The organism is Sphingobacterium lactis (genome assembly GCF_051951495.1).
In the GTDB taxonomy this organism is placed as follows: Bacteria; Bacteroidota; Bacteroidia; order Sphingobacteriales; family Sphingobacteriaceae; genus Sphingobacterium; species Sphingobacterium lactis_A.
The window spans coordinates 910,773-933,375 of record NZ_JBNHAS010000001.1 but is presented as its reverse complement, the minus strand read 5'-3'; the positions used below and the strand labels follow the sequence as shown (position 1 = coordinate 933,375).

The 22,603-nt window shown below is 34.0% G+C and carries 15 protein-coding genes; 9 read left to right on the top strand and 6 right to left on the bottom strand.

What is annotated here, in order from left to right:
- Positions 1-5 precede the first annotated feature (5 nt).
- Both ACP6L2_RS03995 and ACP6L2_RS03990 read left to right on the top strand, forming a co-directional pair.
- The gene (locus tag ACP6L2_RS03995; RefSeq protein ID WP_440508006.1) at positions 6-818 is read left to right on the top strand and encodes an endonuclease/exonuclease/phosphatase family protein; all 813 of its coding nucleotides are present in this window, start codon (positions 6-8) and stop codon (positions 816-818) included.
- 526 nt (positions 819-1,344) lie between these two features.
- Positions 1,345-1,719, top strand: a complete 375-nt coding sequence (locus tag ACP6L2_RS03990; protein WP_440508005.1) for an MmpS family transport accessory protein — start codon at positions 1,345-1,347, stop codon at positions 1,717-1,719.
- A 78-nt stretch (positions 1,720-1,797) separates the two neighbouring features.
- On the opposite strand, the gene ACP6L2_RS03985 is transcribed toward ACP6L2_RS03990, so the two are convergent.
- Complete coding sequence (locus tag ACP6L2_RS03985) at positions 1,798-2,628, bottom strand: hypothetical protein (protein WP_440508004.1); 831 nt, start codon at positions 2,626-2,628, stop codon at positions 1,798-1,800.
- Between the two features lie 475 nt (positions 2,629-3,103).
- On the opposite strand from ACP6L2_RS03985, the gene ACP6L2_RS03980 reads away from it, so the two are divergent.
- From ACP6L2_RS03980 to ACP6L2_RS03955, 6 genes are all read left to right on the top strand, one after another.
- Positions 3,104-4,333, top strand: a complete 1,230-nt coding sequence (locus ACP6L2_RS03980) for a DEAD/DEAH box helicase (RefSeq protein WP_440508003.1) — start codon at positions 3,104-3,106, stop codon at positions 4,331-4,333.
- Between the two features lie 166 nt (positions 4,334-4,499).
- A complete protein-coding gene (locus tag ACP6L2_RS03975) occupies positions 4,500-4,673 on the top strand; it encodes a hypothetical protein (protein ID WP_440508002.1) in 174 nt (57 codons plus the stop codon).
- A gap of 345 nt (positions 4,674-5,018) precedes the next feature.
- Positions 5,019-5,792 carry a hypothetical protein gene (locus tag ACP6L2_RS03970; RefSeq protein WP_440508001.1) on the top strand — a complete coding sequence of 258 codons (774 nt, stop codon included), beginning with the start codon at positions 5,019-5,021 and terminating at the stop codon, positions 5,790-5,792.
- Positions 5,793-5,848: 56 nt separating this feature from the next.
- The gene (locus tag ACP6L2_RS03965) at positions 5,849-6,193 is read left to right on the top strand and encodes a hypothetical protein (protein ID WP_440508000.1); all 345 of its coding nucleotides are present in this window, start codon (positions 5,849-5,851) and stop codon (positions 6,191-6,193) included.
- A gap of 6 nt (positions 6,194-6,199) precedes the next feature.
- A complete protein-coding gene (locus ACP6L2_RS03960; protein ID WP_440507999.1) occupies positions 6,200-6,676 on the top strand; it encodes a hypothetical protein in 477 nt (158 codons plus the stop codon).
- 290 nt (positions 6,677-6,966) lie between these two features.
- On the top strand, positions 6,967-8,268 hold the full coding sequence (locus ACP6L2_RS03955; RefSeq protein WP_440507998.1) for an esterase-like activity of phytase family protein: 1,302 nt from the start codon (positions 6,967-6,969) through the stop codon (positions 8,266-8,268).
- Positions 8,269-8,372: 104 nt separating this feature from the next.
- Here ACP6L2_RS03955 and ACP6L2_RS03950 read toward each other — a convergent pair whose 3' ends face one another.
- Both ACP6L2_RS03950 and ACP6L2_RS03945 read right to left on the bottom strand, forming a co-directional pair.
- Entirely contained in the window at positions 8,373-9,677 is a 1,305-nt protein-coding gene (locus ACP6L2_RS03950; RefSeq protein WP_440507997.1) for an McrC family protein, read from the bottom strand.
- On the bottom strand, positions 9,670-12,456 hold the full coding sequence (locus ACP6L2_RS03945; RefSeq protein ID WP_440507996.1) for an AAA family ATPase: 2,787 nt from the start codon (positions 12,454-12,456) through the stop codon (positions 9,670-9,672). The genes ACP6L2_RS03950 and ACP6L2_RS03945 overlap by 8 nt, the downstream gene beginning before the upstream one ends.
- Before the next feature lie 758 nt (positions 12,457-13,214).
- Here ACP6L2_RS03945 and ACP6L2_RS03940 point away from each other — a divergent pair.
- Positions 13,215-14,549 carry a hypothetical protein gene (locus ACP6L2_RS03940; RefSeq protein ID WP_440507995.1) on the top strand — a complete coding sequence of 445 codons (1,335 nt, stop codon included), beginning with the start codon at positions 13,215-13,217 and terminating at the stop codon, positions 14,547-14,549.
- 60 nt (positions 14,550-14,609) lie between these two features.
- Here the strand turns inward: ACP6L2_RS03940 and brxL are convergent, their stop codons facing one another.
- From brxL to pglX, 3 genes are read right to left on the bottom strand one after another with little or no spacing between them, the layout of a single operon-like run.
- Positions 14,610-16,658 carry a protease Lon-related BREX system protein BrxL gene (brxL, locus tag ACP6L2_RS03935; protein ID WP_440507994.1) on the bottom strand — a complete coding sequence of 683 codons (2,049 nt, stop codon included), beginning with the start codon at positions 16,656-16,658 and terminating at the stop codon, positions 14,610-14,612.
- 17 nt (positions 16,659-16,675) lie between these two features.
- Positions 16,676-18,907, bottom strand: a complete 2,232-nt coding sequence (locus ACP6L2_RS03930; RefSeq protein ID WP_440507993.1) for a PglZ domain-containing protein — start codon at positions 18,905-18,907, stop codon at positions 16,676-16,678.
- The gene (gene pglX, locus ACP6L2_RS03925) at positions 18,907-22,575 is read right to left on the bottom strand and encodes a BREX-1 system adenine-specific DNA-methyltransferase PglX (protein ID WP_440507992.1); all 3,669 of its coding nucleotides are present in this window, start codon (positions 22,573-22,575) and stop codon (positions 18,907-18,909) included. The genes ACP6L2_RS03930 and pglX overlap by 1 nt, the downstream gene beginning before the upstream one ends.
- Between the last annotated feature and the right edge of the window lie 28 nt (positions 22,576-22,603).

The following is a 22,603-nucleotide window of genomic DNA, read 5'->3' as shown; positions in this document are numbered from 1 at the left end:
CAGATATGATTCAAAGATTTCTATTCCTAGCACTTTTCTCTTTTATTGGGTTCACAGCTTGTGGTGATAATAATGCTGAACCAGACACTCCTAAACCAAGTGAAAAGAAAAAGCTTGTAACTATGACCTATAACATACACCATGGTGCTCCTGAAGGATCTGATGTAGTTAACCTGTCCAATATTGCTGCAGTAATACGTAATTCTGGAGCTGAACTTGTAGCATTACAGGAGGTAGACGTAAATGTACCAAGGTCTGGAAAAGTTAACCAAGCAGAAGAATTAGCTAAGCTTTTGGATATGCATTATTATTTTTCCAAATCCATTGATTATAATGGAGGTGAATACGGCGTAGCTATATTGAGTAAATATCCACTTTCCAATAAAAAACGCGAAAGTTTACCTATGCCTACTGCTGGTGAGCAAAGAAGTGTAGCAATGGCAACTGTAACCTTGCCAAATAACAAAACACTCACATTTGCCTCGACTCATTTGGATTTAAATGTTCCTAATAGAACTGCTCAAGCTGAGCATTTAATCGGATTAAGCAAATCCTTAAACCAACCGCTAATGATTGGTGGTGATTATAATGCAGAACCCAATAGTACAGAGATGATCAAACTTAAGGAAGAGTATACTTTATCTTGCATGAGTACTTGTGCAAAATCATTCCCTGTAAGAAATCCAACAAAAGCCATTGATTTTATGGCGAGTAATCAACTAGCAAGAAAGGTATATACACTAGTATCCGGAGTAGCTTTAAACAATCAATATGCTTCTGATCACTTACCAGTTGTTGCTATTTATCATTATGATTAGATAAACCTACAAGTTTTAATGATGACAGGCTTTTAGTAATTCTAAAAGCCTGTTTTCTTTAATATCGATAAAATAATTTATCCTCTCCTCGATTAGCTGCATACTTCATCTAAGAAATAAATGCTAATACAAGTTTAAGTAACAGAAACTGCTCCAGAAAATGCAAGTCTAAAGTAGCAAGATATTCAGATTATCAGAATATATCAATCCATATCCTTGTTAATATCGAATATCCAATATAGAATAAGATAAATATTCGATTTTTTTCTTCATAGTCTATTTGTTTAAAATCAAGGTATAAGGATAATTTCTTAGGTGTATTCAGCAAAGTATATTCGAAAACAAAACAGATGAGTTTTTGGGAAAATAAAAGCCCGAAGAATAACCATTAGCATCCGGAAAATAACATTGAATCACATAAATATTAAGCTTTAAAATATTTTTTTAAAGTTTGTGCTCTCTAATTATCAACCCAATAGGCACAGTTATTGCCCATTGAATTAAAACACATTAAACTATTAATTTTATGAAAAGATTAACCACCCTATTGTTAGCTTTATTTTCGCTAACATTAATTTTCAGTTCCTGCAGTAAGGATGATGACAACGGTGATCCTCAAGGACCTAAAAAAGTTCAGTACAAAATCATTGGATCTAATGATGTAAACATTACCACTATTGTGTATATGGAAGGTGATGACTATGTTACTAAAACTGGTGATTTTGGAAAAGAATGGACTAGTCCAGAGGTCTCTGTTAAGCAGATTGCTATAATAACTGCCAACGCTCATGGGACAACAGATAATTCCACTTTAAAATGCCAAATTCTTGTAAATGGAAAAGTCGTTAAAGAAAGTGGAGTTTCAACTGGAAAAATCTTGACAACCAATACATCGTATTAGTTGCGATGTACTTCAAAAATAAAAGCCCAGCTAAATCGTTGGGCTTTTATTATGCTGTTTATATTTCAAGTGAAGGATTTATTCATAGCCTCCGTTCAACATAAGGTGAATGTTCATTTTGCCTTGATCATGCCACTTCACCCAAGCATCCAGTAATTTATCGCCCTCATAATGGTACGGTTCATTACTGATTCTTGCCCAATTACCTTCCACAGCCAAAACCCTAAAGTTTGTTTCCTGTTTTGCTAAAGCTATTTGTTTACCATTAGGCTGATCATAAATTGGCAAGTCTTTCGGTAAGGAAATTAAAAAAGCACGCATTAATGCCTGTGGCCATGTTTCATAGAAAAACCAATTGTCATTCTTCGTATCAACAAAATTTGGGTCAAAAAATGCCATACCATCCTTATCTTCCTCCCGAATATTATTGTTATCATCAATTTTAATGACGCTACTTTCTTTTGTCTCCTCATTGATTAACACAACGATAGCATTGTCCATCTTTTTGATGACTCGGAAAATCAAATATGGCCTAAAACGAATTAAACCCATTTCCACATTTCTTTTAGCCTCCACATCGGAATCCCCGACATTCATTTCATAAGGTATCAATCGATTACCTAAAGTATAAGTCTTAAAATCACCCTTTCCCTTATTTGGGCCAGATTTTACCTCAACAAATTTCAAGGTATCATAGGCTGCTGTGTCATGCTCGGTTGCAAATAATGGCAAAGGATGATTCAGATTGAAATATATCAAGCCCTCACCTATTATAGAATCTACACGAGGAAGTTCTACCTTACTTTTATTTACCATTGCCATACCTTCAGAGCCTCCATAACAGCTTATATTACAAAATATTACTGCCGATATACTAAATAAGCAGATAGCCTTAATTAATTTATTCATAATCATTACTTATTTAAATAATAGCAATTTATCTTTAGCAAAATCATATTCATATAATTGCCTATTCTCTGGATTAACATATAACCATTGTACTGTCGAAGCTTTCCCTTCTAGTTCTTGAACAACTAATTGTAATCGGGTATAATTAATCTTGTTTTTTTAACGTCATCTATATGAAATACTCAGGTAATGTTCATGTCCTTTACGTTCTGTTTTATGAGGTCCTGATTACTGTATACAATGTATTATACCACCCAATACTTATGATTTAAAAACGTTAAAATTTAAAACTTGTTTCCTTTTAATTTGTAGAAATGAATAGCTGTGGCGAATAAGGGCTAAGTTGTGTAGCTTTTATCCATAATAGCATCATTCATCAGTATTATTTTAATTAACTTTGTCGATTCATATTCATCATAATTATTCAGCCGTGTCTTTAGATAAACTAAAACTTAGCAAGCGTCTACTTTCTAACATGAAGGAATTAGGGTTTTATAGTGCCAAGGAATTCCAATTAAAAACATTGTCCCGTATTATAGGTGGTCACAGTGTGCTTGGAATTGCGCCAGAAGGTGCTGGTAAAACCACGACTTATGTGTTGGGTGTATTAAGTCGATTAAAATATACAGATGACGAAGCTCCAAAGGTATTGGTATTGGCACCAAATGAAGAACGCATTAGCGAGATTATCGACCGCTTTTATGCAGTGAGCCAAAACAAAGAACTTCATATCATGGGGCTCAAACCTAGTGGTAGCATGGAAGAGGAGATTGAAGGTTTGGTACGCGGTGTTGATATTGTGGTTGCTACGCCTAACCGTGCTCGTATGGTTTACCTTAAGCTAGGCTTAAATTTGAATCGAATTCAAACCTTCGTTATTGATGATGCTGAAGAAATTGTAAAGCAGGGTATGCAAACCAATGTACGCGAATTGGCGCAAAGCTGCGGTGATGTGCAATACCTGTGCTTTAGTACAGTCGACCATGAGAAATTACACCTTATGATCGATCCATTTATGCCATTTGCGACCGTCATCGAAGTCGATGAACTGGCTGAAGAAGTGATCGAAACGCATGAACTATTGCTGTATCAAGTACCTAACTTCACCACCAAAATCAATTTATTCAATGATTTGATGGATGATAAAGAAGTCTTTGACAAAGTAGTGGTATTCGTTAATTCGGAACATACAGCACAAAAACTTTTAGAGCGATTACATGTACCAAAAGCTGAAGCTGCTGTACTCAATCCAAGCAATCTGCAGATTAAAGCAATTGAAGATATCAATATCTTCAAGCAAATGCCTGATTGCCGTATTCTTATCGTTGCGAATGAAAATAATCGCGATTTAGATTTAGCCGGTATTCCTTTCCTTTTTCATTTTGAAATCCCGGAAACTAAGGAAGAATTTATCAGCCATGTGCTTAAAACCAATGAAGAGGAATCATTTGCAATAACCTTTGCTACAGACTTGGAATTACCTGCACTTCGCAAAATCGAACAGAATCTAGGTAAAAAAATCCCTGTTTCTCCCCTTCCGGATAATTTAATTATCTATAATCCAGCGGAAAACCCAAAAGAAAAAGTCGTAATCGATGAAACTCAAGGAGGTGCTTTTCATAAAAAGAAAGATAGTAACAATAAGAATTACAATTACGGAAGTGGCTTAAAAGCTAAAATGACGAAAAAAAATAAAAGAAGATAGGTTCTAACCTGCTTTTTAAAAACTTTAAAATATACCCAAATTAATACGTTTAGCCCTTCCGGTTAAACGTATTTTGTTTTTAATATTCCTACTATATTCCTACTATATTCCTAGTATTTAAGCAAATATTTGGTCGAATTTCCTTTTACAGTCAATCGGATTAAATATGGATATCATATGGACCTCGTTCGGATCTCGTTCGCTTCTAACCGAACGAGATCCGAACGAGATCCGAACAAGTTCCGAAGGAGTTCCGAAAGTGTCTCGAAGAAAACCTTTGGAAAGACCTAGTAAAGACGATGTGATTACAGACAAAAGACAACAGAAAGTGGAATCCTGAAAATAGGTGAAATCCAAGAAATAGTCTAAAAAGTAACAGAATGGGACGAATATTGTACAATTTGGTATCTAATTCTATTTGGATAAAATCCGTTTAGACTCAAGCTTAATTTCCTTTTTACAGTTATACAGAGATGATAAGGATAATGTATAAGCACAGCATAGACATTTTCTCCAGACTTATTGATGATCATCTTTTCTTATTGAACAGTCATTTTCTTTCAAAATGGATCATCTGCTGCCAAATCTAGGCATACATACTGCTTTTAAAATAATCATAGGTAAATAATTTTAACTTTAGAAAACATTTTAAAGAATTAGAACGTTTGAATTATAAATAGAACAGATGAAAAAATTGATTGCTACCCTCCTATCCGTATTTACAGTTTGCGTTTTGTATGCTCAAAATATGAACTCAGTGGAATCGGATTTGCTGAAATCCTTTTCTAGAATCCAGTATTGGGCTAGCGAAGGTCGTGAACAAGATTATTCCCTCGATTCTTTATTGGCAGCAAATCAGAATTTTGAGAAGATGCTATTTCAAGTTACATCGAAACAAGCGGCCAGCTTACCTCATCCTTTTAAGTCTTTAGTAGATAAAGGATTACATATTTCTTCTGCTCCAAACGGAAAATTTAGGATCTATACCTGGAATACACTGACAGGAGGAAGTATGCATTTTTATAAGAATCTGTTTCAATATAAATCCGGTAATCAAGTATTGGCTGAAAAAGACAAGAACGAAGAAGGTGATCCAGGGGTGTTTTTCAGAACTGTCAATGTGGTTCATGTAGGAAATAAAGATTACTATTTAGGTTATCAAATTGCGCTGTTAAGTTCTGCGTTGAGCTACCATAGCATGAAGATATTTAGCATCGATGGTAAATCCTTAAACAGCAATGCGAAGTTAATCAAGACCAAAACAGGAATCCGAAACCAATTAGGTTATGAAGTTGATCAAACGAAGGAATCCAATTCAGACCTTCCAATGGAAAAATCAATGATTGAATACGATAATAAACAAAAGATTATCAGTTTGCCTCTAATCCAAGCGGATGGTAAGGTGACGGATAAACGCATTAAATATCAATTAAAAGGAAGCTATTTTGAAAAAATATAGGTTAGGATTGGTAGGATTAGTTTGTTTACTTAAATCATCAAATAAAGCACACTGACATGAAGTATTACATTAGCATCGCAGAGAAACATCTTCTTAGTACTTCTCATCGTAAAACTTGGTTAGCCGTATCGGATGTTGAAGAGAAGGCTTTGGAATGTACCGAGATATTGAAAGAAACAGAGGAGGAAATAAAAGCTAAATTCCCAGAATTACCTAACAAAATGGTTTGGGGTCATTACTTAATTTTTAATCCTCATGGTCCTGTTTTATCCATTGACATTGATTATGATGATATCGATAAGATAAAACGAGAGATATTAGAAATAGCCTTACGGAAAGACTTAATGGTGTTAATTGGTTCTGAGGATAAGATCTATCAAGAAATAGCGGACATAAACTAAAACATTATGGGTTATAACATTGCAGGTTTAGTTATTAAAGGTGCGCCGACTCAGGAGACCTTAGAGGCGCTCTTAGGGGATAAATATGTTTTTGAAAAAGAGATCGATTTTGAGGAGGCTAGCAGCAGTCAGCGTCCGAAGGAAAGACTTGATGTTTTACAAACTGATTCAGGGGTATTTCTCTTGTTTGATTTGATGGATGGTATACATCCTCCCCCAGCCGATTTGGAAATCATTCATTTTATTATCTCGGATGTGTCGGATACCTATTATTTAGATAAATATGTGCAAGGTGAATTAGTTAGCCACATGGTTATTAGCGAAGGCGAAATAGTAGAAGAATCTGGCGAAGCTATATTTGATCCAGAGGAGGATCTTGAAGATTTTGTTTTTGATCAAGCCGCTCAGTATTTACAACTCTCCGAGAGTGAAAATATATGGGATGCTACTTTCATAAGAAATAGATATTTGGGGGAATCTTAGGGGGGAGATTTGAGACTCGAAGTATAGGGTGGAAAGGTTTTAGATTTTCTAAAAAGACCGAATTAATTTAATATTAATTCGGTCTTTTTTTAGATGATTCATTTTGAAACTATTCTAGATCAATTGAGGATGATTAATGCTATGAGATGACTATATCTATAATTCTTATAATTTTTATTACTTAAAATATTTAAAGAATGATTTTCAAATTGAGATAAAAACTTCACCTACACTTAACACGAGCTTCACATTCAACTTCTTTATTTGTGCCAATTTAATAAGCTTTATTAATGAGAAAACAAATCTTAACACTAACAGCTGCTTTGTCCTTAGTAGCAGCATTTGCATCCTGTAACAAGGATCAAGATCCTAACAAACCAAAAGAAGTAAACTATCCAGAAATGGCAGAAGTTGAAACACCACCAGTGTTGATGACCACAGCAGATGGAGTGAAAGTCTACAACGGCGGATACGGTTCAGCTGTAGCGGCTGATCCGAACGATCCAGAGGTTTTCTACATGATGACCGACCGTGGCTCCAACGTTGCTGGCCAAGCAAAAAATTCCATTATCATCGGGAAGGCTGATTTTGCTCCTCAAATTGGTAAATTCAGATTGAAAGATGGCAAATTAGTGCTGGAACAAGTAATTGAATTGAAAAATGAAAAAGGCGCTAAATTAAACGGATTGCCGAATCCTGCAGGGATGGGATCTACTGGTGAGGTTCCATTCGATTTGACAGGAAAACAATTAACTGCCTCTGCAGATGGTATCGATTCTGAAGGCTTGGTAATTGCTGCTGATGGTACATTTTGGATTTCCGATGAATATGGTCCTCACATTTTGCATACGGATGCAAGTGGTAAGACAATCGAGCGTATCAACCCATTTGGGACAGGATTTGGAGGTCGTAAAATTCCAGCTGTCTTTGCCAATCGTCGTGCAAATCGTGGTATGGAAGGTTTAACCATCACTCCTGATGGCAAAACTTTAGTAGGAATTATGCAATCGCCAATGTACAATCCAAGTTCAGCTGCCATGTCAGGATCTGTTGTGATTCGTATCTTAACGTTTGACATCGCCTCTGGTGCTACTAAACAATATGCTTATTTGATGGACAATGCTTCTCTTACGGGTGTAAGTGAAATCCTGGCATTAAGCAGTACTACCTTCTTAACCTTGGAGCGTGATGGTCTTTATGGCGGTGATACCAATAGTCCAGCGCAATTTAAAAAGGTGTTTAAAATCGATATCAGCAAAGCGACTGATATTTCGGATGCTGCGAATACTGCTACCGGTAAATTGTTTAATGGAAAAACAGTTGAGGAATTGAAAGATCTAGCTGGTTTAACTGCCGCTGGTATTACACCGGTTACAAAAACCTTAACTTTTGATTTGTTGAAGGATTTACCTTCGGTATATCCACACGATAAAGCAGAAGGCTTAACCATGGTTAAAGGGAATATTTTAGTAATCTCCAATGATGATGATTTTGGTGTAGTGGATAATGGTAAAAGCGGTTTCGCTCAGAAAATGTTGCCTCTAACCAAAAACGTAGATAGAAATAGATTGTACTTTATAAAAATGAAGTAAGAACAGTTTGTTTTTTGATATAAAACAAGAAAAGCCGTATTTGAAGTTTGTTTAGATACGGCTTTTTAATATGGTGATTTATTGGGAATTGTTTTATGTGCAAATTATCCGAAAAACAATCTATACTTATCTTCTTGGATTGCGGATTCAGTTAATAAATCTTGTATTTTCTTCAATATCTTATCCTTCCATATTTTAAAGTCTCGATCAACGGGTATTCGAAGTAATTGACAATGTTTTTCATCAAGACCATTTTGATCTTTTGAATAAAACTGACCTTTTATTAACTCCCCGTCTCCTGGATAAAGTAAAACTACCTTATTTGCTTCAAAATATTCGTGGTATACAAACATTTGACGTAAATCGTCGGAGGATGGATTTCTATCATATATGTTTTTCCATTTGGTATCTATTACAATCACGTACTTTTTCTCTTTGTGAAGAAGTACTATATCTGGTCGCATAGATGAGCTTAATGCTTCATTAGTCCCAGTAGATTTCCAGAATCTTTTACTGACCTGACCATTAACTTTATATCCTACCAAATCTCTTCGCAATACACACAAAACAAACTGCTCCCAAAGCGCATTCATATCAAACATAAGTGCCAATACATTTTTGCGTCCATGACTGATGTCAGGATGATAATTTAAGAGCAACAATTCTGCGATCTCTAATGCAGCCTTATAGACGATAGATTTACGATCGTATTGTAAGCGGTTAAATGTTGAAGGATTTACTTTAATGGAATTCTGTTCAGGGAAATTTAGTAACAAATTACCTATACGGGATTTCAGTAATTCATTTCTATTTAATTGAGATACCAACTTTAATGCAGCATATAATATTCTATGCAAATCATGTTGCTGCGTATATGTGGTAGTTTCAATATAAAAACGTTCTTGGTGAACCAGATTTTTCTGTATATGCTTTTTAAAAGCAAGTTTACCTTTCAAAGCTGTGGAATTGCGCTCCTCCCGAATATACTTCTTTATCAGCCCCAAATGCATCAACTTTTCTACTTCCGTCACAAACAACTCGAAATATAAATCTAATACCGAATTATGCTTCAATTTCAAATCGGAAGTACCTGCGTCTTTCACTGGAAATCCCCACACCGTACGAATCATACTAATAAGTAAATTCTGCCATTTCTGTACCGCTTCTTTTCCTGTTAGTTTATCCGCCTTCGGTAATACCTCTATAATCGTGTCTCCTACCTGCAACACCCCTACATACTGACAAAACTGAACCCCATTACGTATCAAGTTAAAGAAAGGAGAATAATTCCCATAATAAGCCTCCAATGCCTGATGTTGTCCAGCTGAAAGGTAATATTCTCCTTCTTGATCGACTAACAGGCGCTGATGCTCAAATACGATAATATGTTTAAGTTCCTGTCTAGCCATTATTCATTAATGCTGAAATAGCTTTACCAAATCCTTCTGTATCTATATCACCATTTCTATAGTCTATGATTTCATATACCGTCCTACTTTCTAAATCTTCTTTATATTCATAACTAAAGTCTGCAAACAGCGCTGATTCACTTTGCTTCAAGCGTATGAAGCCCTTGCCCAATACCAAACCTATCTTTCCGTAATCGCCAAAAAAGTATTCTTGCAGTAGGGGGATAATATTTTTATAAAAGGAATCAATAATAGTCTCCTCATTCTTACCTATAAAATAGGCATGGCCAATACAATGATCACGATCTACCAATTTCTCTATACGTAGATTGATACGCTTTAAAATAGCAGAAGCCTTATAGCCGTACACCTCATAATCCAATTCCTCCAAATCAGGATTAGGAAGCATTTCTTCAAATACAAAACGTCTGCGCAAAGCGGTATCTAAGGCTTCTACTGAACGGTCGGCTGTATTCATTGTGCCGATAATATACAAATTCGGCGGAACAGAAAATTTTTCCTTACTATACGGTAAAATTACCTCTAAAGCTTCGGGTTGATCTTCACGTTTTGAGTCTTCAATGAGTGTAATTAGTTCTCCAAAAATCGCAGATACATTACCACGATTTATTTCATCTATGATAAGTATATGAGGTTTTAATGGAGTTTCTATAGTGTTTGATGAACTAAATAACTCTTTAAAGGCCTCAACTTTAATATTATGTTTATAGAATTCATATATGGTCATTTGAGAAATATTCACATCTAAAAAGAAATCAGGCTTATAATTCATTCGAGTAGATAGCCATTTCACTTTTCTAAAATGCTTATAATCTATAGATACATTATCATCAAAATAATAATTGCTTTCAACTATTCCGATTGCATCGACAATTTTATTGCCTTTACTAATTACCACCACATCTCCAATGTTCATACGTAGAAAAGTAAATGCAGCCTGAGCGGAGTATGTAGTTTCTTTATATTCTTCGGGATTTAGTTCTGAGAATTTTATTTTAAACTCTATCCAATCTGTAATAGTTGACAAATTGGACAAATCTTTTTCACCACCATAACCTAATGCAATAATATTATGATCTAAACAATAATCATGGACATCAGGCCTAGCAACTCCACCTAATGATAATTTGAAATAATCTTTTTTACTCCAATCTATAGAGTCATCTTTCTGAACATCTTTTAAAGATGCTTGCATACAAATAGCCTTGAAGATACCATCCTCTACTGCATAATTTATTTGCCCTCCAGAACTTTCATTATCCATAACTGGCTTAATCCCTTCAACAAAATCCTCATAACTCATCGATTGGTGAAATGTTGTAAATACAATATGTCCAGCCTCAACCAAACGTTTGTACTCACCCTTAATAATTGCTCGAGGTTGTTTTAAATCAAATGTAGGATTAGCTATTGCAACTGCTTTATTGATGGTATGATATGTCTTCCCTGTCCCCGGCGGACCGTATAAAATTTGATTTAAGGGAAATGATGTAGAGTCAATCATATTTTTCGAATTAAGAGAGGTTTCTTGGTTTAGTAATTCAGAATGGAATAATAAATACTCATTTATTGCAGCTGAGAAATAACCATTATTGCCATAAGAAGGAGATTTTGAATAATAATACTTACCGTTTTCTTTTCGCTGTTCTTGAACTAAGTCCTTATACAAATCCTGCAAATATTCCCTTTCAGAAACTTTAAAAACATCATCATTAATCAATTCAGATAAAATAATTAAAGCCTGCATGTAAGAACTGACTTTATTGGAGGTATCTTTAGTTTTCGCAGTAAGCCAGTTTTGGAATTGTACCTTATAATCTTTGGTTATCTTTCTTTTAGGAAGTTGTTCCAATACTTGATAAATAATATCTTGTGCCAAAATATAATAGTTCTCATCTTTAAATAGCGAATCCTTCAAATAGGTTTGATGAATTAGTAATAACTCTTCATCATCCACTATATAATTATCAATTAGATCATCTACTTTCTCTAGATAGTTTATATAACATTCTCCAGTCTTAGAAGCTTTTAACCCTAATTTCTTACACCATTCATTATAGAATGTCCACTTATAAAAGGTATATTTTGAAGGATCATTTAAAGTCATCAATGTTGCAACAGTCCGTTCATCAATTCCGCCTTGCAACTTAGGATTCCAAGACTTATACAAGCTATTCAATGAAGAACAAAAAGCACCAATTCGATTATTAAGTCCTATCTGTTCATCAAACAATGCTTTCATGTTTTCACGCAAGAACTCCGGATCTTTACTTGCTATATTTCTTAAAGTAGTTAATGCAATGGGATGATAAATTAAATTCTTAAAATCAATAGACAAGAACATTTTTGTGAAGTCTTCTGCATCAATATTCCATTTATTCCGAAAGTCTTCAATCAAATAAAACTTATATAGTTCATCTTGGTTTCCTCTTTCTCTAATTAACAATTTGTACTGATCTATTATAGCTTTATTAACAGACTGGTTATTCTGATTAAGGTCAGCTTTCTTTGTAAAACTGAATCCCAAAGCCTTTAAGGGTTCATTCGTATTATCACCTCCACTGAGCCTATAATTTTCCCAATCCTTTAGGTTCTTTAATTTAGCTGCCCAACGAACAACTTCTTTAGGAGGATATAAATTGCCATTATACTCCAATAAATGTACAGTAGATCCAATTAAATCAATTTGATTTTCTTCAATATATTCGATAGCGTCTATAATTTCTTCTCTATTGAATTGTTTGGCTAAATCTGGCATATTTATCTTAATAATTTAGTGTTATTAATATTATGGTCGGTTGCTTAAATTGTAAGTTCTTATGTTCTATATTTCGAATTCTTAGAAACTTAAGCTGTATCTTCTAATTCTTTAAGGTTATATTTATGAATCTTGTTGTATCCTGGCGATAGAATTAATTGGCGAATTAATTGGTTATTAGAATAATTCATAATTTATTCTTCTTATCCATATTGTATCTCTAAGCAAAGTAGAATTAAGCAGATATATAATCATGAGAACCATGGTTCAATATTATAAAAGAAATTAAAAGAATTGCAAAGATTAAATAAAAATATACAATAAAAATATGGGAAGCCGTAAAAAATGAAATCTTTTAGATGTTATTTTGGTTTTAATAAATAAAAAATAGGATTTAAAACAATTTTAAATAACCCCTATTTTTTGAATATTGTGTTAATATATTTTCTTTGATTTTTGGGGAATTTCTCGCTAATTTTCGATACTAATAGTATTTAACACTGATTATCAATCATTTAATTTAAAATAAATACAAATAAAATTCATTTTTGTAATATTTTATTGTCTGAGAAGCAGTATATATTTTTTCAATTTAAAAAGATTAATTAATCAACTTTTATTGGTTTAATAAAAAGATAATTTGTATACTTACTATCTTTAGACAAAGAAGTTAGAGTTAAGATAAAGTGAATTTTATTGTAAAATATTCCCTATCAATAACATTTTAAAAATCTATTTTTGAACAGTAAACTCCGATAATGTTTGATAATATAAATTACAGTTCTGGTTCAGGGCATTATTTACCCAGTTATTTTAAAATTTCAGTAATTGATGATTCATATTTATTTGAAATTGATACTCCAGGTAAAACGCAATCTCTCTTTTTACACGAATATTTTCATTTTATACAAGATATTACGACTATTTATGGATTAAACAATTTAGCTAGAGTTAGTGAGTTAAACCAACACTATATAAAGCATTGGAAAGAACAGGGTATCGACACACCTATTTACTTAACAGAAGATGTTCGCAACAATATAAATATATCTTCACATTTAAACGGAAGTACAGGTTCAATAAGTCTTGATTTTAACATTATTGATATTCAAATTAGTATTAACAATGTTAATGCAAAAGAAAGGTATGATCTACCTTTAATTACTCTTATTACCTCAGACAGTCAAGAATTTAAATTTGGGGCACATCCTATTATGGAAGGAATGGCTTATATTTTTGAAAAAATAATAGGAGAAGAAAATTTAAAAACCCCACCATTTTATCCTTATAGATTAATATATAAAGTCTGGGAATATTATTTCCCCGAAACTGAAATCGATGAAATAACACTTTTTATATTATGTGATTTAGCTTTAATGCACAGCGAACCATCTAATTGCTTTATAAAAAATCTAGAACGATTAAAAGACCAAAAAATAAATTTAAATGATCATGATCTTATTTATAGAACTTTATATCCAGAACAGTTTAATTTAACAGGATACGAGGAGATTCTTAAAATTTTATACCCTCAAAAAAATGAAATTGACATCAATAAACTAGACAGATACCAATTATTAAATATTTTATCACAATTAGCTTCAATATACATCAGAGGATACTTTCCAGCCAAAAGTGAATTTGATATTATTCCTGAACATGAGTTTATTAAATATCAACTTACAGTTAGCTTAAAATGTAGACTAGAAAACCCTTACTTTTTATTGGATATAATTAAAGGTGGAAAATTAAGTGCAAATTTAAAATTAAAGGAATTTATTTCATTTATGGGGTCACCAATTACTATTGATAAAGAAGGAAAGGCTCATTATATTAAACCTAGTAACTTTAACCTTGATGATGTTTCCTTGGAGCATTTTTGGGCATTAAGAAGTTTTTTATATAGTGTTACAAATAATTTTAATTCAGGGTGTCATCTACAAATGTTTTGTCAAAATAGTGATCATAATAATGAAACGGATTTATATGATAGTGATTGTTTAGAAAATATTAAAGAAAGATTGAAAACAATCAAAATGCAACACTGTCCTTTACAAAAAACATTACAAGAGTTAAAAATAAAAATAGATTAATTTATAAAAATGACAAATAACACAAAGATGCAAATTACAGCATCTTTGTGTCAAAACTTACTAAACATCTAGTACTACTTTCTGCAACAATGTTTGCGCATCGGTATAGAATGGTACGTCTGTTTTTGTAAAAACAGTTGGAGGTAATGTTCCAAATTCGGACATATTTGTCATTGGAACCAAAACGATTTTTGCACCGTTTTCGGATAAACTTGACACACGATCTGCAAAATTATTGGCTCTTTCGATTGCTCCACCAATTGAAATATTTCCTAAAACAGCTAAGCCTCCTTTTAAGTTTTTCTTGTATAATGCTGAAATAATTGCCACATAAACGGCAGCACCAATACCATCCGTTACATTAGAACCGAGAACTGTAGAAACTTGTAAGTTAATGTCAAAATTGCTTAAAGAATGTCGTTCATTCAAAATTGATTTTTCGTTAGCTTTCAGGTAATTGTAGGTATTCTTAATATTCTCTTTAACCGCTTGATTGGATGTACCCGTAATGTTTAATTTACCATTCCCAGCGATTGCTACCACTTCAATTTTAACTACAGCATTGGTTTCACCATCATTAGTTGTTGTATAACACGTACCAGGAGCTAAAGGATTTGCTTCGATTAAAGATGATCCTTTTTCTTCAGGCAATCCTACAAATACTTCTTCTTGAGTTTCTTTATCAATGTAAGAGAAATTCGTGTCCCAGAATTCCATTCCACCAATACGTTTTAATTGCTCTTTTACACGACGACGCATTTCCATGGCAATCGTTAAATATTTGCGAATATCTTCTTTGGTATATTCTCCATGTGGATGCAATAGTTTTACAAATCCAGAAACAATACGACGAACTGATTTAGCATCACGTTGTTTTAAATGATTTCCTAAGGCAAAATATTGATCTAATGAATCTGTGAACGTTATTTTACGCTGTGATTTTAATAATTCAGAAAAGAAGTCTGTACTAAAACCGTAGTGTTTTGTAAAGTTTGCTGGACTAAATTTTACTATTTCCCAACCTGGTAAAAATAAATTGATACGATCTAAGAACGCCGTATCTTCATTGACTTCATCTGATAACGGACTGAATAAATGAGAAGTCTGTAATACAGTTTCTACAGGCTGATTGATGTTTCCGTTTAATATGATTGAAGCAGAACCCGAAATTTCCCCATTCTTTGCGCGAGAAAATGATCCTGACTCCATGTAATCTTTCATCAATGGAATAGCATCTCTATCTTTAAAAAGCTTATCGGTACTTTCATCAAAACAAATGGCATCCCAAAGGCCAACAGCTCCTACACGACCTGATGAGTTATTGACAAATAATTGCGCAACTGTTCCTTGTCCACCCGAAACTAATATCGCATAAGGCGTAATTTCTTTATAGATGTATGATTTACCTGATGAACGAGGGCCTAATTCCACAATGTTAAAATTCTTTTCCACCAACGGAATTAAACGACACAATAATAAATCTTGCATACGCTCGTCCATTCCTTCACTTTCTGGCTCATATCCCGCACTACGCAATAATATTTTTTTCCATTCTGCTGTTTCGAAATTCTTACGCTTATCTACGATCGATGAATTATCAAAAGACGATAATTGTATCGGAGTAATTTTACTTACTACGAAAGGAAAAACTTTTGATCCAATTGTAATTAAAGGATCATACTCTACGTCGATAATCGCCCAAATACCCCCTAATAAAATCTTTTCGTGGTGTTTTACCAAATCACTACTGATGTTGGCATTTTTGATGTTTGAATTGACTAATGTCGCCCAATAAGTATCTTTCGTTGCATCTAATTCTACGGAAATTTTATCGATAATTTTGTATCGTCCTTTCTCTCTAATCTTTGATTGGATTAATGAACTTTCTTCTGGGTTTACATAGTGATCGCGTAAAATGGTACGTACATTTTCTAAACCTTCTTTTATTTTTTCTTCATCATCTGTACTGCAACTATTTGCTAATAAGTATTCTAAAACAAAGGCGGGTACATTTGCACCTCCTTTTACAATACCTACTAAATCTTTTTTTACCACGAAACCTCTAAAGTTATCGATGGCCTGCGTATCTAAATTATCTAATTGAATCATTATTATAGCTTTAGAAATTAAAATAATCCTCCCATATCTCGGGCAGATGATTTGTTCACGACAACTTGGTCTATTTTTTCTTTTGTGTTAGCATCTTCTACCAATACAACAATCTGTTGATGCCCTTCAAAGCTAAATTCTTTATCCCATTGTTGGTCTTTCTGAATGGTGATAGCTTCTACGGATTGCATTGGAATGTTATTATGGTATAAGGTAATATTTATGGTGCGTTGGCCATCAAAAAGAGAATCTCCACTTGCTTGGGTTTCTAATTTGATTTTAAAATATTCTCCTGATACGTCTATTAATTGGTTTTTATTTGAAATAAATACCTGTAAGGCTGGTTGTGCATCCCCTTTACGCTTGAACATAAAATTCGGGATGATGACCTCTTGTGGAGCAAAACCACCGTGTGCAAACCCATATACTCCTGGTGTACGGAATGGTCTGTCCGATTGAGCTACATTGATGTACTTATACTGCTCATAGGTTTTTGGAAAACTCCATAACATATCTGTATGTTGTTTTACGACCGAGCGAATGTAACGTTCACTTTTGCTATGATTTCCGTCGATGTACACTTCTAACTTATCGGCATCTGATAATAAACCTGTTAATACAAATCCATGATCAGTTACTAAATGTACTTCTTCATAACCCGCACGTAAAAGTTCCTCAATTTTTTTGATTAAAACTTTTTCGAATTCAGCGAATAATTTAATGGCATCCAACTGCAATTTTTCACCTGCGCTATCAATATCCTTGTAGGTTAAAACTAAAATAGGATCTTGCGTTGTTGCATTGGTATCGACTAATTTCTTGAACGCGATTTCTTTCTCTGTTCGTTTAAGTAACTCCTTTTCACGGTCGCTTTGTTTTGCCAAGACTTGCTGATCTCCCACATATAAAGCCGACATATTATGTTCGGTTTCTGATGGTAAATCGGCTAACATCACTTGCTTTTGTACTTCATAGGTTTTATCAATGGCATAGGCAACCGCTTCTGCAATTTCCCAACGAACGCCATCGCCTACAATAACCGCTAATTTCTTCGTTGAATTTTTAATCAAATCAACCAAGTATCCTTGTTGATTGCTTTGGTAATCGTCTTTGTAGGCGAACCATTTATCAATCAATTCTTGGTTGATACTTTGGTAGTATTCTTGTATCGGTTTTAAGATGCTGTCTTCGTTTAAAAACTCCTGATACAAGTTGCGAATCGCACGATCCAATGCTTGATATTCGGTTGTGTAATAAGTTACGACCTCTTTTAAACTGAATAGCTTAGAAATTTTTGAAGGATCAAAACTTAAAACGATACTAATATCTTTCCACCAAGTCGGTACCAACGGATTGCGATGATTCCCGATTCTTTTCTTGATGGTACTGTGGTATTTTGTTTTAAATGCCACATTATGCAAATTCGACACCACATCAACCAATTGTCTACGGTCTATTTCCTCAAAACAATGGTTGCTTTCTGCTTCCCAATGGTTTATGCCCTGTGGTATAGTAAAATGCTTTACGTATTGTTTCAATACAGCTATGTATTGGTTACTGTCTAACCAGTTGGTGTACCAAACTTTATCTTCTGTAGTTTTGTTCTGCACGATGTTGTGCAACATTTGCTCGACCACTTCTTGTACAAGTACCTTTAATGGTTTATCTGAAACGGGTTGACTAACAAAGGCGAACAATTTCTGACGAACGTACAGTATTACTTCCTCTGCTTGTTGTTGTTCCCAAGCTTCTGGATTGGCGATTAACGGTAAAATTTCGTGCTCTAAATTCACGACATCTGCTAAACCTTGTAAGACTGATTTCCACCATTTGATGTCTTTCCCTATACTTGCTTTAGCCGCAGTTAACAATTCTTCTTTGCTCAATTGAATTTGCAAACCTGTTTCGGCAAATAACTTTTGACGCAACCATTCTTCGGCATTGGTATAATCTAACAAGCCGTGGGTTTCGGTGTAATCAAACAAAAAGCTTAATTGCGGTTTCGGTCTTTGGGAATAGACAATTGTAGGCTCTTTCGGGGCCTGTTCAATAGCTACCCGAATAAACAATTCTTCTTTTACACGTTGCCACTCTTCTTTTAAGGTGGCATCTACTGTAATCAATTGCGAAACCTGTTGCTCCCACATTGGAAGCAATTGTTCTAATTGGCCGTCTGGATCTACTACCACGACCAAGTTTCTACGGCTCAACTTATGTTGTAGCTCTTGCTGTATCCATTGATCTACCATTACCAGTCTGCGTTTAGGTATTTTGTTAACTGTGGTGCTTTTAAAATATCCGCTTTTATCATTCCTTTTTTCTGTAGAGGCGCAATATTTTTAGCTACTCCGCTGTCTAATATCGGGTTGTAATTTTCTGCGATTAATTCATCTAACTTTGCCTCGTACGCCTCTAACTCGATGAATTGATTGGCGATTAATTCTTTCTCTGCTTGTGCAGCAGCAGATTCTGCCTCGCGGATGTCTGACAAACGCAATTGCAACTGCTCTCTGCGCTTGGCTACATATACGGCTTTTAGCTTGAAGATGCTGTCGCGGTTCCATTGGTAAATGGATGTGTACACTTCAAAGGCTTTGTATTTCCCTGAAGACAAATGCCAAATGAATGGCGTCTTTGGTAAGTACATAAACAAGTTGAGATGATTGGCTAAATCTTCAAAGAAATTATCTTCGATGTATTTCTCTAAAGGTTTGCCTAAGAACTGATCTAACTCTGCTATTTGTGCTGCTGAGAACCCTTGCTCGTGTAAGTGATTCACCAAACGATCTATTAAGCGAGTTTCTAACGCTTGAGCGTATAATGGAATAATCCCATCATCATCCTGTGCTAATAAGGTACGGATATGATCAGTTACAAACTCTAAAGCTATTTCTTTGGCTTTACCCATTGGTAGAATATTGGCTTCTTTGAACCAATACCATACATTGATCGGGTTAACTTGATGACGAATACAAAATTCTTCTAAATCGTTATTGGATTGGTATAAGGTTTTAAAACCTTCTTTAATTTCTTTTACGAAATCATCTTCAAAGGTTTGCTCTTCGATGTTTTGAATGTACTCTACCACTTCTGGCAATGGATTTTCCAAACCAGTTAAAAATGCTTGTTTAGCTACTTCTACAACAGGTAATGAACCTATGGATTTACCCATTTGGGTTTCTACTTGAAGGCGGTCAGATTTAGTTAGGTTATAATTTTTATATACTTCAGTATTTATAATAGACTCATTGATTAATATTTTTGAATAAATAAAATTCTCTTCAAATAAATAGTTATTTAATTGATCAATGAGAGATGAATTAATTGGAGAAAGCTTATTTTTTTCAAATAACTCATCCAAAATTGATTTTTTACAAATATCTTTCTTCAGGTTAATGTTTAACAAAGCTAAATTTGAAATCAAATTAGAGTTGTTAATATTAATAGGTATTCTATTTAAATCGCCTTGTGTTGTATTAACTGTTGGATTTAAACACTCAATTATATATTTAACTAAGGGACTGTTTAACGTTGCTATAATTGGTAAAATATTTGTTTCATCAGTAATGATACCAGGACCTCCACCACTAAATAGGGATGTTTGCTCTAACGTTCTAAAAGATGTTCCTTTGGAACCGCTACTACTATAAGTAATTCCTTTTCTGAAGTAAAATTCTTTATTTCTAATTACAGCTTTTTTGTCATTTAATAATTCATCACCGTTATTTTCCCAATTTACAATTAACCAATTATTACCATACCATTTATTATAAGGTCCACCCTTTGAAAATCTTACCCATTTATAAGGTTCATCTTTAGTCCTAAAAATACTATCTGGATTAACTTCCCAATGATATCTAAGATATTTTTCACTATTTGAAACTGACATACCTTGAGCATTTTTTGCTATTGTCTCTAATGTAACACCTCCAAACTTATCTCTAAACTCATCAGATATCCAATAAATAAACGGCCAAGAATCAATGATTTTTAGCTTTTCTTGGTCTAGGAAAATGTTGTGCTTATTTGGATTATTTGCAATACAGTCGTTTAATGCTTCTAAACAAAAATCTTTCTTATACTTTTCATTCGGTGTTCTAGTATATTGATTTAAAGAAATAAATAATGATTCTTCTTTAGTTTTTTTCCCTTTCTCTAAAACATAGAATGCAGGATCAACCATCACAGCACCAAATAAATTACTTAAACCATAATCTACAAAAACTGAAATATTTGTTTTCTCGATGATATATTTACGAACATCTTCAAATGTTTTAATGTACATAAAAGTTAAAGGATGAATCATAGCCACTTTTCCTTCCTCGTTTGTTAATTCGCAACAACGCTTGATGAAGGTCGCGTATAGATTGGTATGAAACTTATACGGTTTTTTGTAGTGTTTCTCTACAAAGGTTTTTAATTCAGGACCAAAATCGGCTGAATCTGTATAGGGAGGATTGGCAACGGCTACATCGTATTTATTGGTTAATACATCCAAATAAGTCACCGCATTAGCCGCTTGTAATTGCATAAAGTTTTGCACCCCTGTAGAGGCGTACTTTCTTACAGCTTGGTACAAATCATTGATAAATGATTTACGGAAAGATAAATAGGTTTCATTTTCAGCAGAAGTAAATAAGGTCACTTCTGATTTCTCGAAAGCTGATAAATGTTGTTCTACAATTTCTTCAATACGGATCAATGCTCCAAACTTATGGGCTTGCATTAAATCGTCCCACAAACTGATCACGACTCTTTCTACGGTTTGTTCGGCAGTTGTTTTTTTCTCCTCTGAAGGGAAGAAAATATGTTTTACCTGCTCGTAAGGAGGTAAGATAAAATCGGAACTCACCAAATTGAAATGTTCAATTTTGATGTTGCGCTTTTTACGTCTTGCTTTGATGTACAGCCCCAACTGTGCAATTTGAGCTGCACGGTTGTCTAAATCGACACCGTATAAATTGTTTTTTAGAATTAATTTTGGAATGTCACGCTCATCATAATTGGCACCAAAATTATCGATTTGGTCTTGGTACAAATCATAAAACACATCAAAAGCATACAATAAGAAATTTCCCGATCCCATTGCAGGATCGATTAATTTGATTTCGTGTAATGGTTTAGGCTCGCGCACACGTTCTGTAGGTGCGTTGGCAATGGCGTATTTGTTTTTGATGTCAGAGTACGGATACATTTCCAAATACTGTTTTCCTAAACTGTTATCCACTAAAAACTTCACCACCCACTTTGGTGTGTACACCTGAGATTGGATGGATACTTTATCGTATTCTGTTTTTGCTTTAGAATCTTTGTGGGCTATTTTTTTGTAGTTATTATAACTTTCGTACAACCAACCCAATACATCATCGGATTGCCAAATGGCATCATTCACATCTTTGTCTACTTCTACGGCATTAAAAGCGTCGATAATTTCCTTTAAGTCCATTGCCGAAGGCATCAGGTGATAGTAATGCGATAAACTAAAAAGGGGTAAGTTTTCCGCTAAGTTTTGGATTTCGAAACTGATGAAGTCCACCAAACCTTCTTGTTCTTGGTTTCGTTTGTCTGGAAACTGTTCCAAGTAAGCTGTATGCGAAAACGAACGATTTCCATTTTCAGGACGTTGCGTGATCATTTCTGGAATTAAGGTATGCGCTTCTGCTACCTTCAAAGCAGCAATACGGTTGAATAAAGTAAACGTCAATTCGTCTAATAACTTTTCGTAAGCTTTTTCTTTTGTTCCTGTTTCATCCTTTAAGGATTGAAACACTTCTAACAAACGTTCTTTTTCTTTTTGCTGTTCAGCTGAAAGATTGATATCTGTTACTTCTATAGCGATGCCTAATCGCTCCAATCTGTTGCCCACAGCAGATTGAACCTTTTGGCGGATATCATTGGTATGATCTGAAAGTTTCATTAATTAAAAGTGTTTGTTTTCTATGGTT

Bases quoted from the DNA above. Each gene is read 5' to 3' on its own strand.
- ACP6L2_RS03995 (WP_440508006.1), top strand. From the start codon at position 6: ATGATTCAAAGATTTCTATTCCTAGCACTTTTCTCTTTTATTGGGTTC.
- ACP6L2_RS03990 (WP_440508005.1), top strand. From the start codon at position 1,345: ATGAAAAGATTAACCACCCTATTGTTAGCTTTATTTTCGCTAACATTA.
- ACP6L2_RS03985 (WP_440508004.1), bottom strand. From the start codon at position 2,628: ATGAATAAATTAATTAAGGCTATCTGCTTATTTAGTATATCGGCAGTA.
- ACP6L2_RS03980 (WP_440508003.1), top strand. From the start codon at position 3,104: ATGAAGGAATTAGGGTTTTATAGTGCCAAGGAATTCCAATTAAAAACA.
- ACP6L2_RS03975 (WP_440508002.1), top strand. From the start codon at position 4,500: ATGGATATCATATGGACCTCGTTCGGATCTCGTTCGCTTCTAACCGAA.
- ACP6L2_RS03970 (WP_440508001.1), top strand. From the start codon at position 5,019: ATGAAAAAATTGATTGCTACCCTCCTATCCGTATTTACAGTTTGCGTT.
- ACP6L2_RS03965 (WP_440508000.1), top strand. From the start codon at position 5,849: ATGAAGTATTACATTAGCATCGCAGAGAAACATCTTCTTAGTACTTCT.
- ACP6L2_RS03960 (WP_440507999.1), top strand. From the start codon at position 6,200: ATGGGTTATAACATTGCAGGTTTAGTTATTAAAGGTGCGCCGACTCAG.
- ACP6L2_RS03955 (WP_440507998.1), top strand. From the start codon at position 6,967: ATGAGAAAACAAATCTTAACACTAACAGCTGCTTTGTCCTTAGTAGCA.
- ACP6L2_RS03950 (WP_440507997.1), bottom strand. From the start codon at position 9,677: ATGGCTAGACAGGAACTTAAACATATTATCGTATTTGAGCATCAGCGC.
- ACP6L2_RS03945 (WP_440507996.1), bottom strand. From the start codon at position 12,456: ATGCCAGATTTAGCCAAACAATTCAATAGAGAAGAAATTATAGACGCT.
- ACP6L2_RS03940 (WP_440507995.1), top strand. From the start codon at position 13,215: ATGTTTGATAATATAAATTACAGTTCTGGTTCAGGGCATTATTTACCC.
- brxL (WP_440507994.1), bottom strand. From the start codon at position 16,658: ATGATTCAATTAGATAATTTAGATACGCAGGCCATCGATAACTTTAGA.
- ACP6L2_RS03930 (WP_440507993.1), bottom strand. From the start codon at position 18,907: ATGGTAGATCAATGGATACAGCAAGAGCTACAACATAAGTTGAGCCGT.
- pglX (WP_440507992.1), bottom strand. From the start codon at position 22,575: ATGAAACTTTCAGATCATACCAATGATATCCGCCAAAAGGTTCAATCT.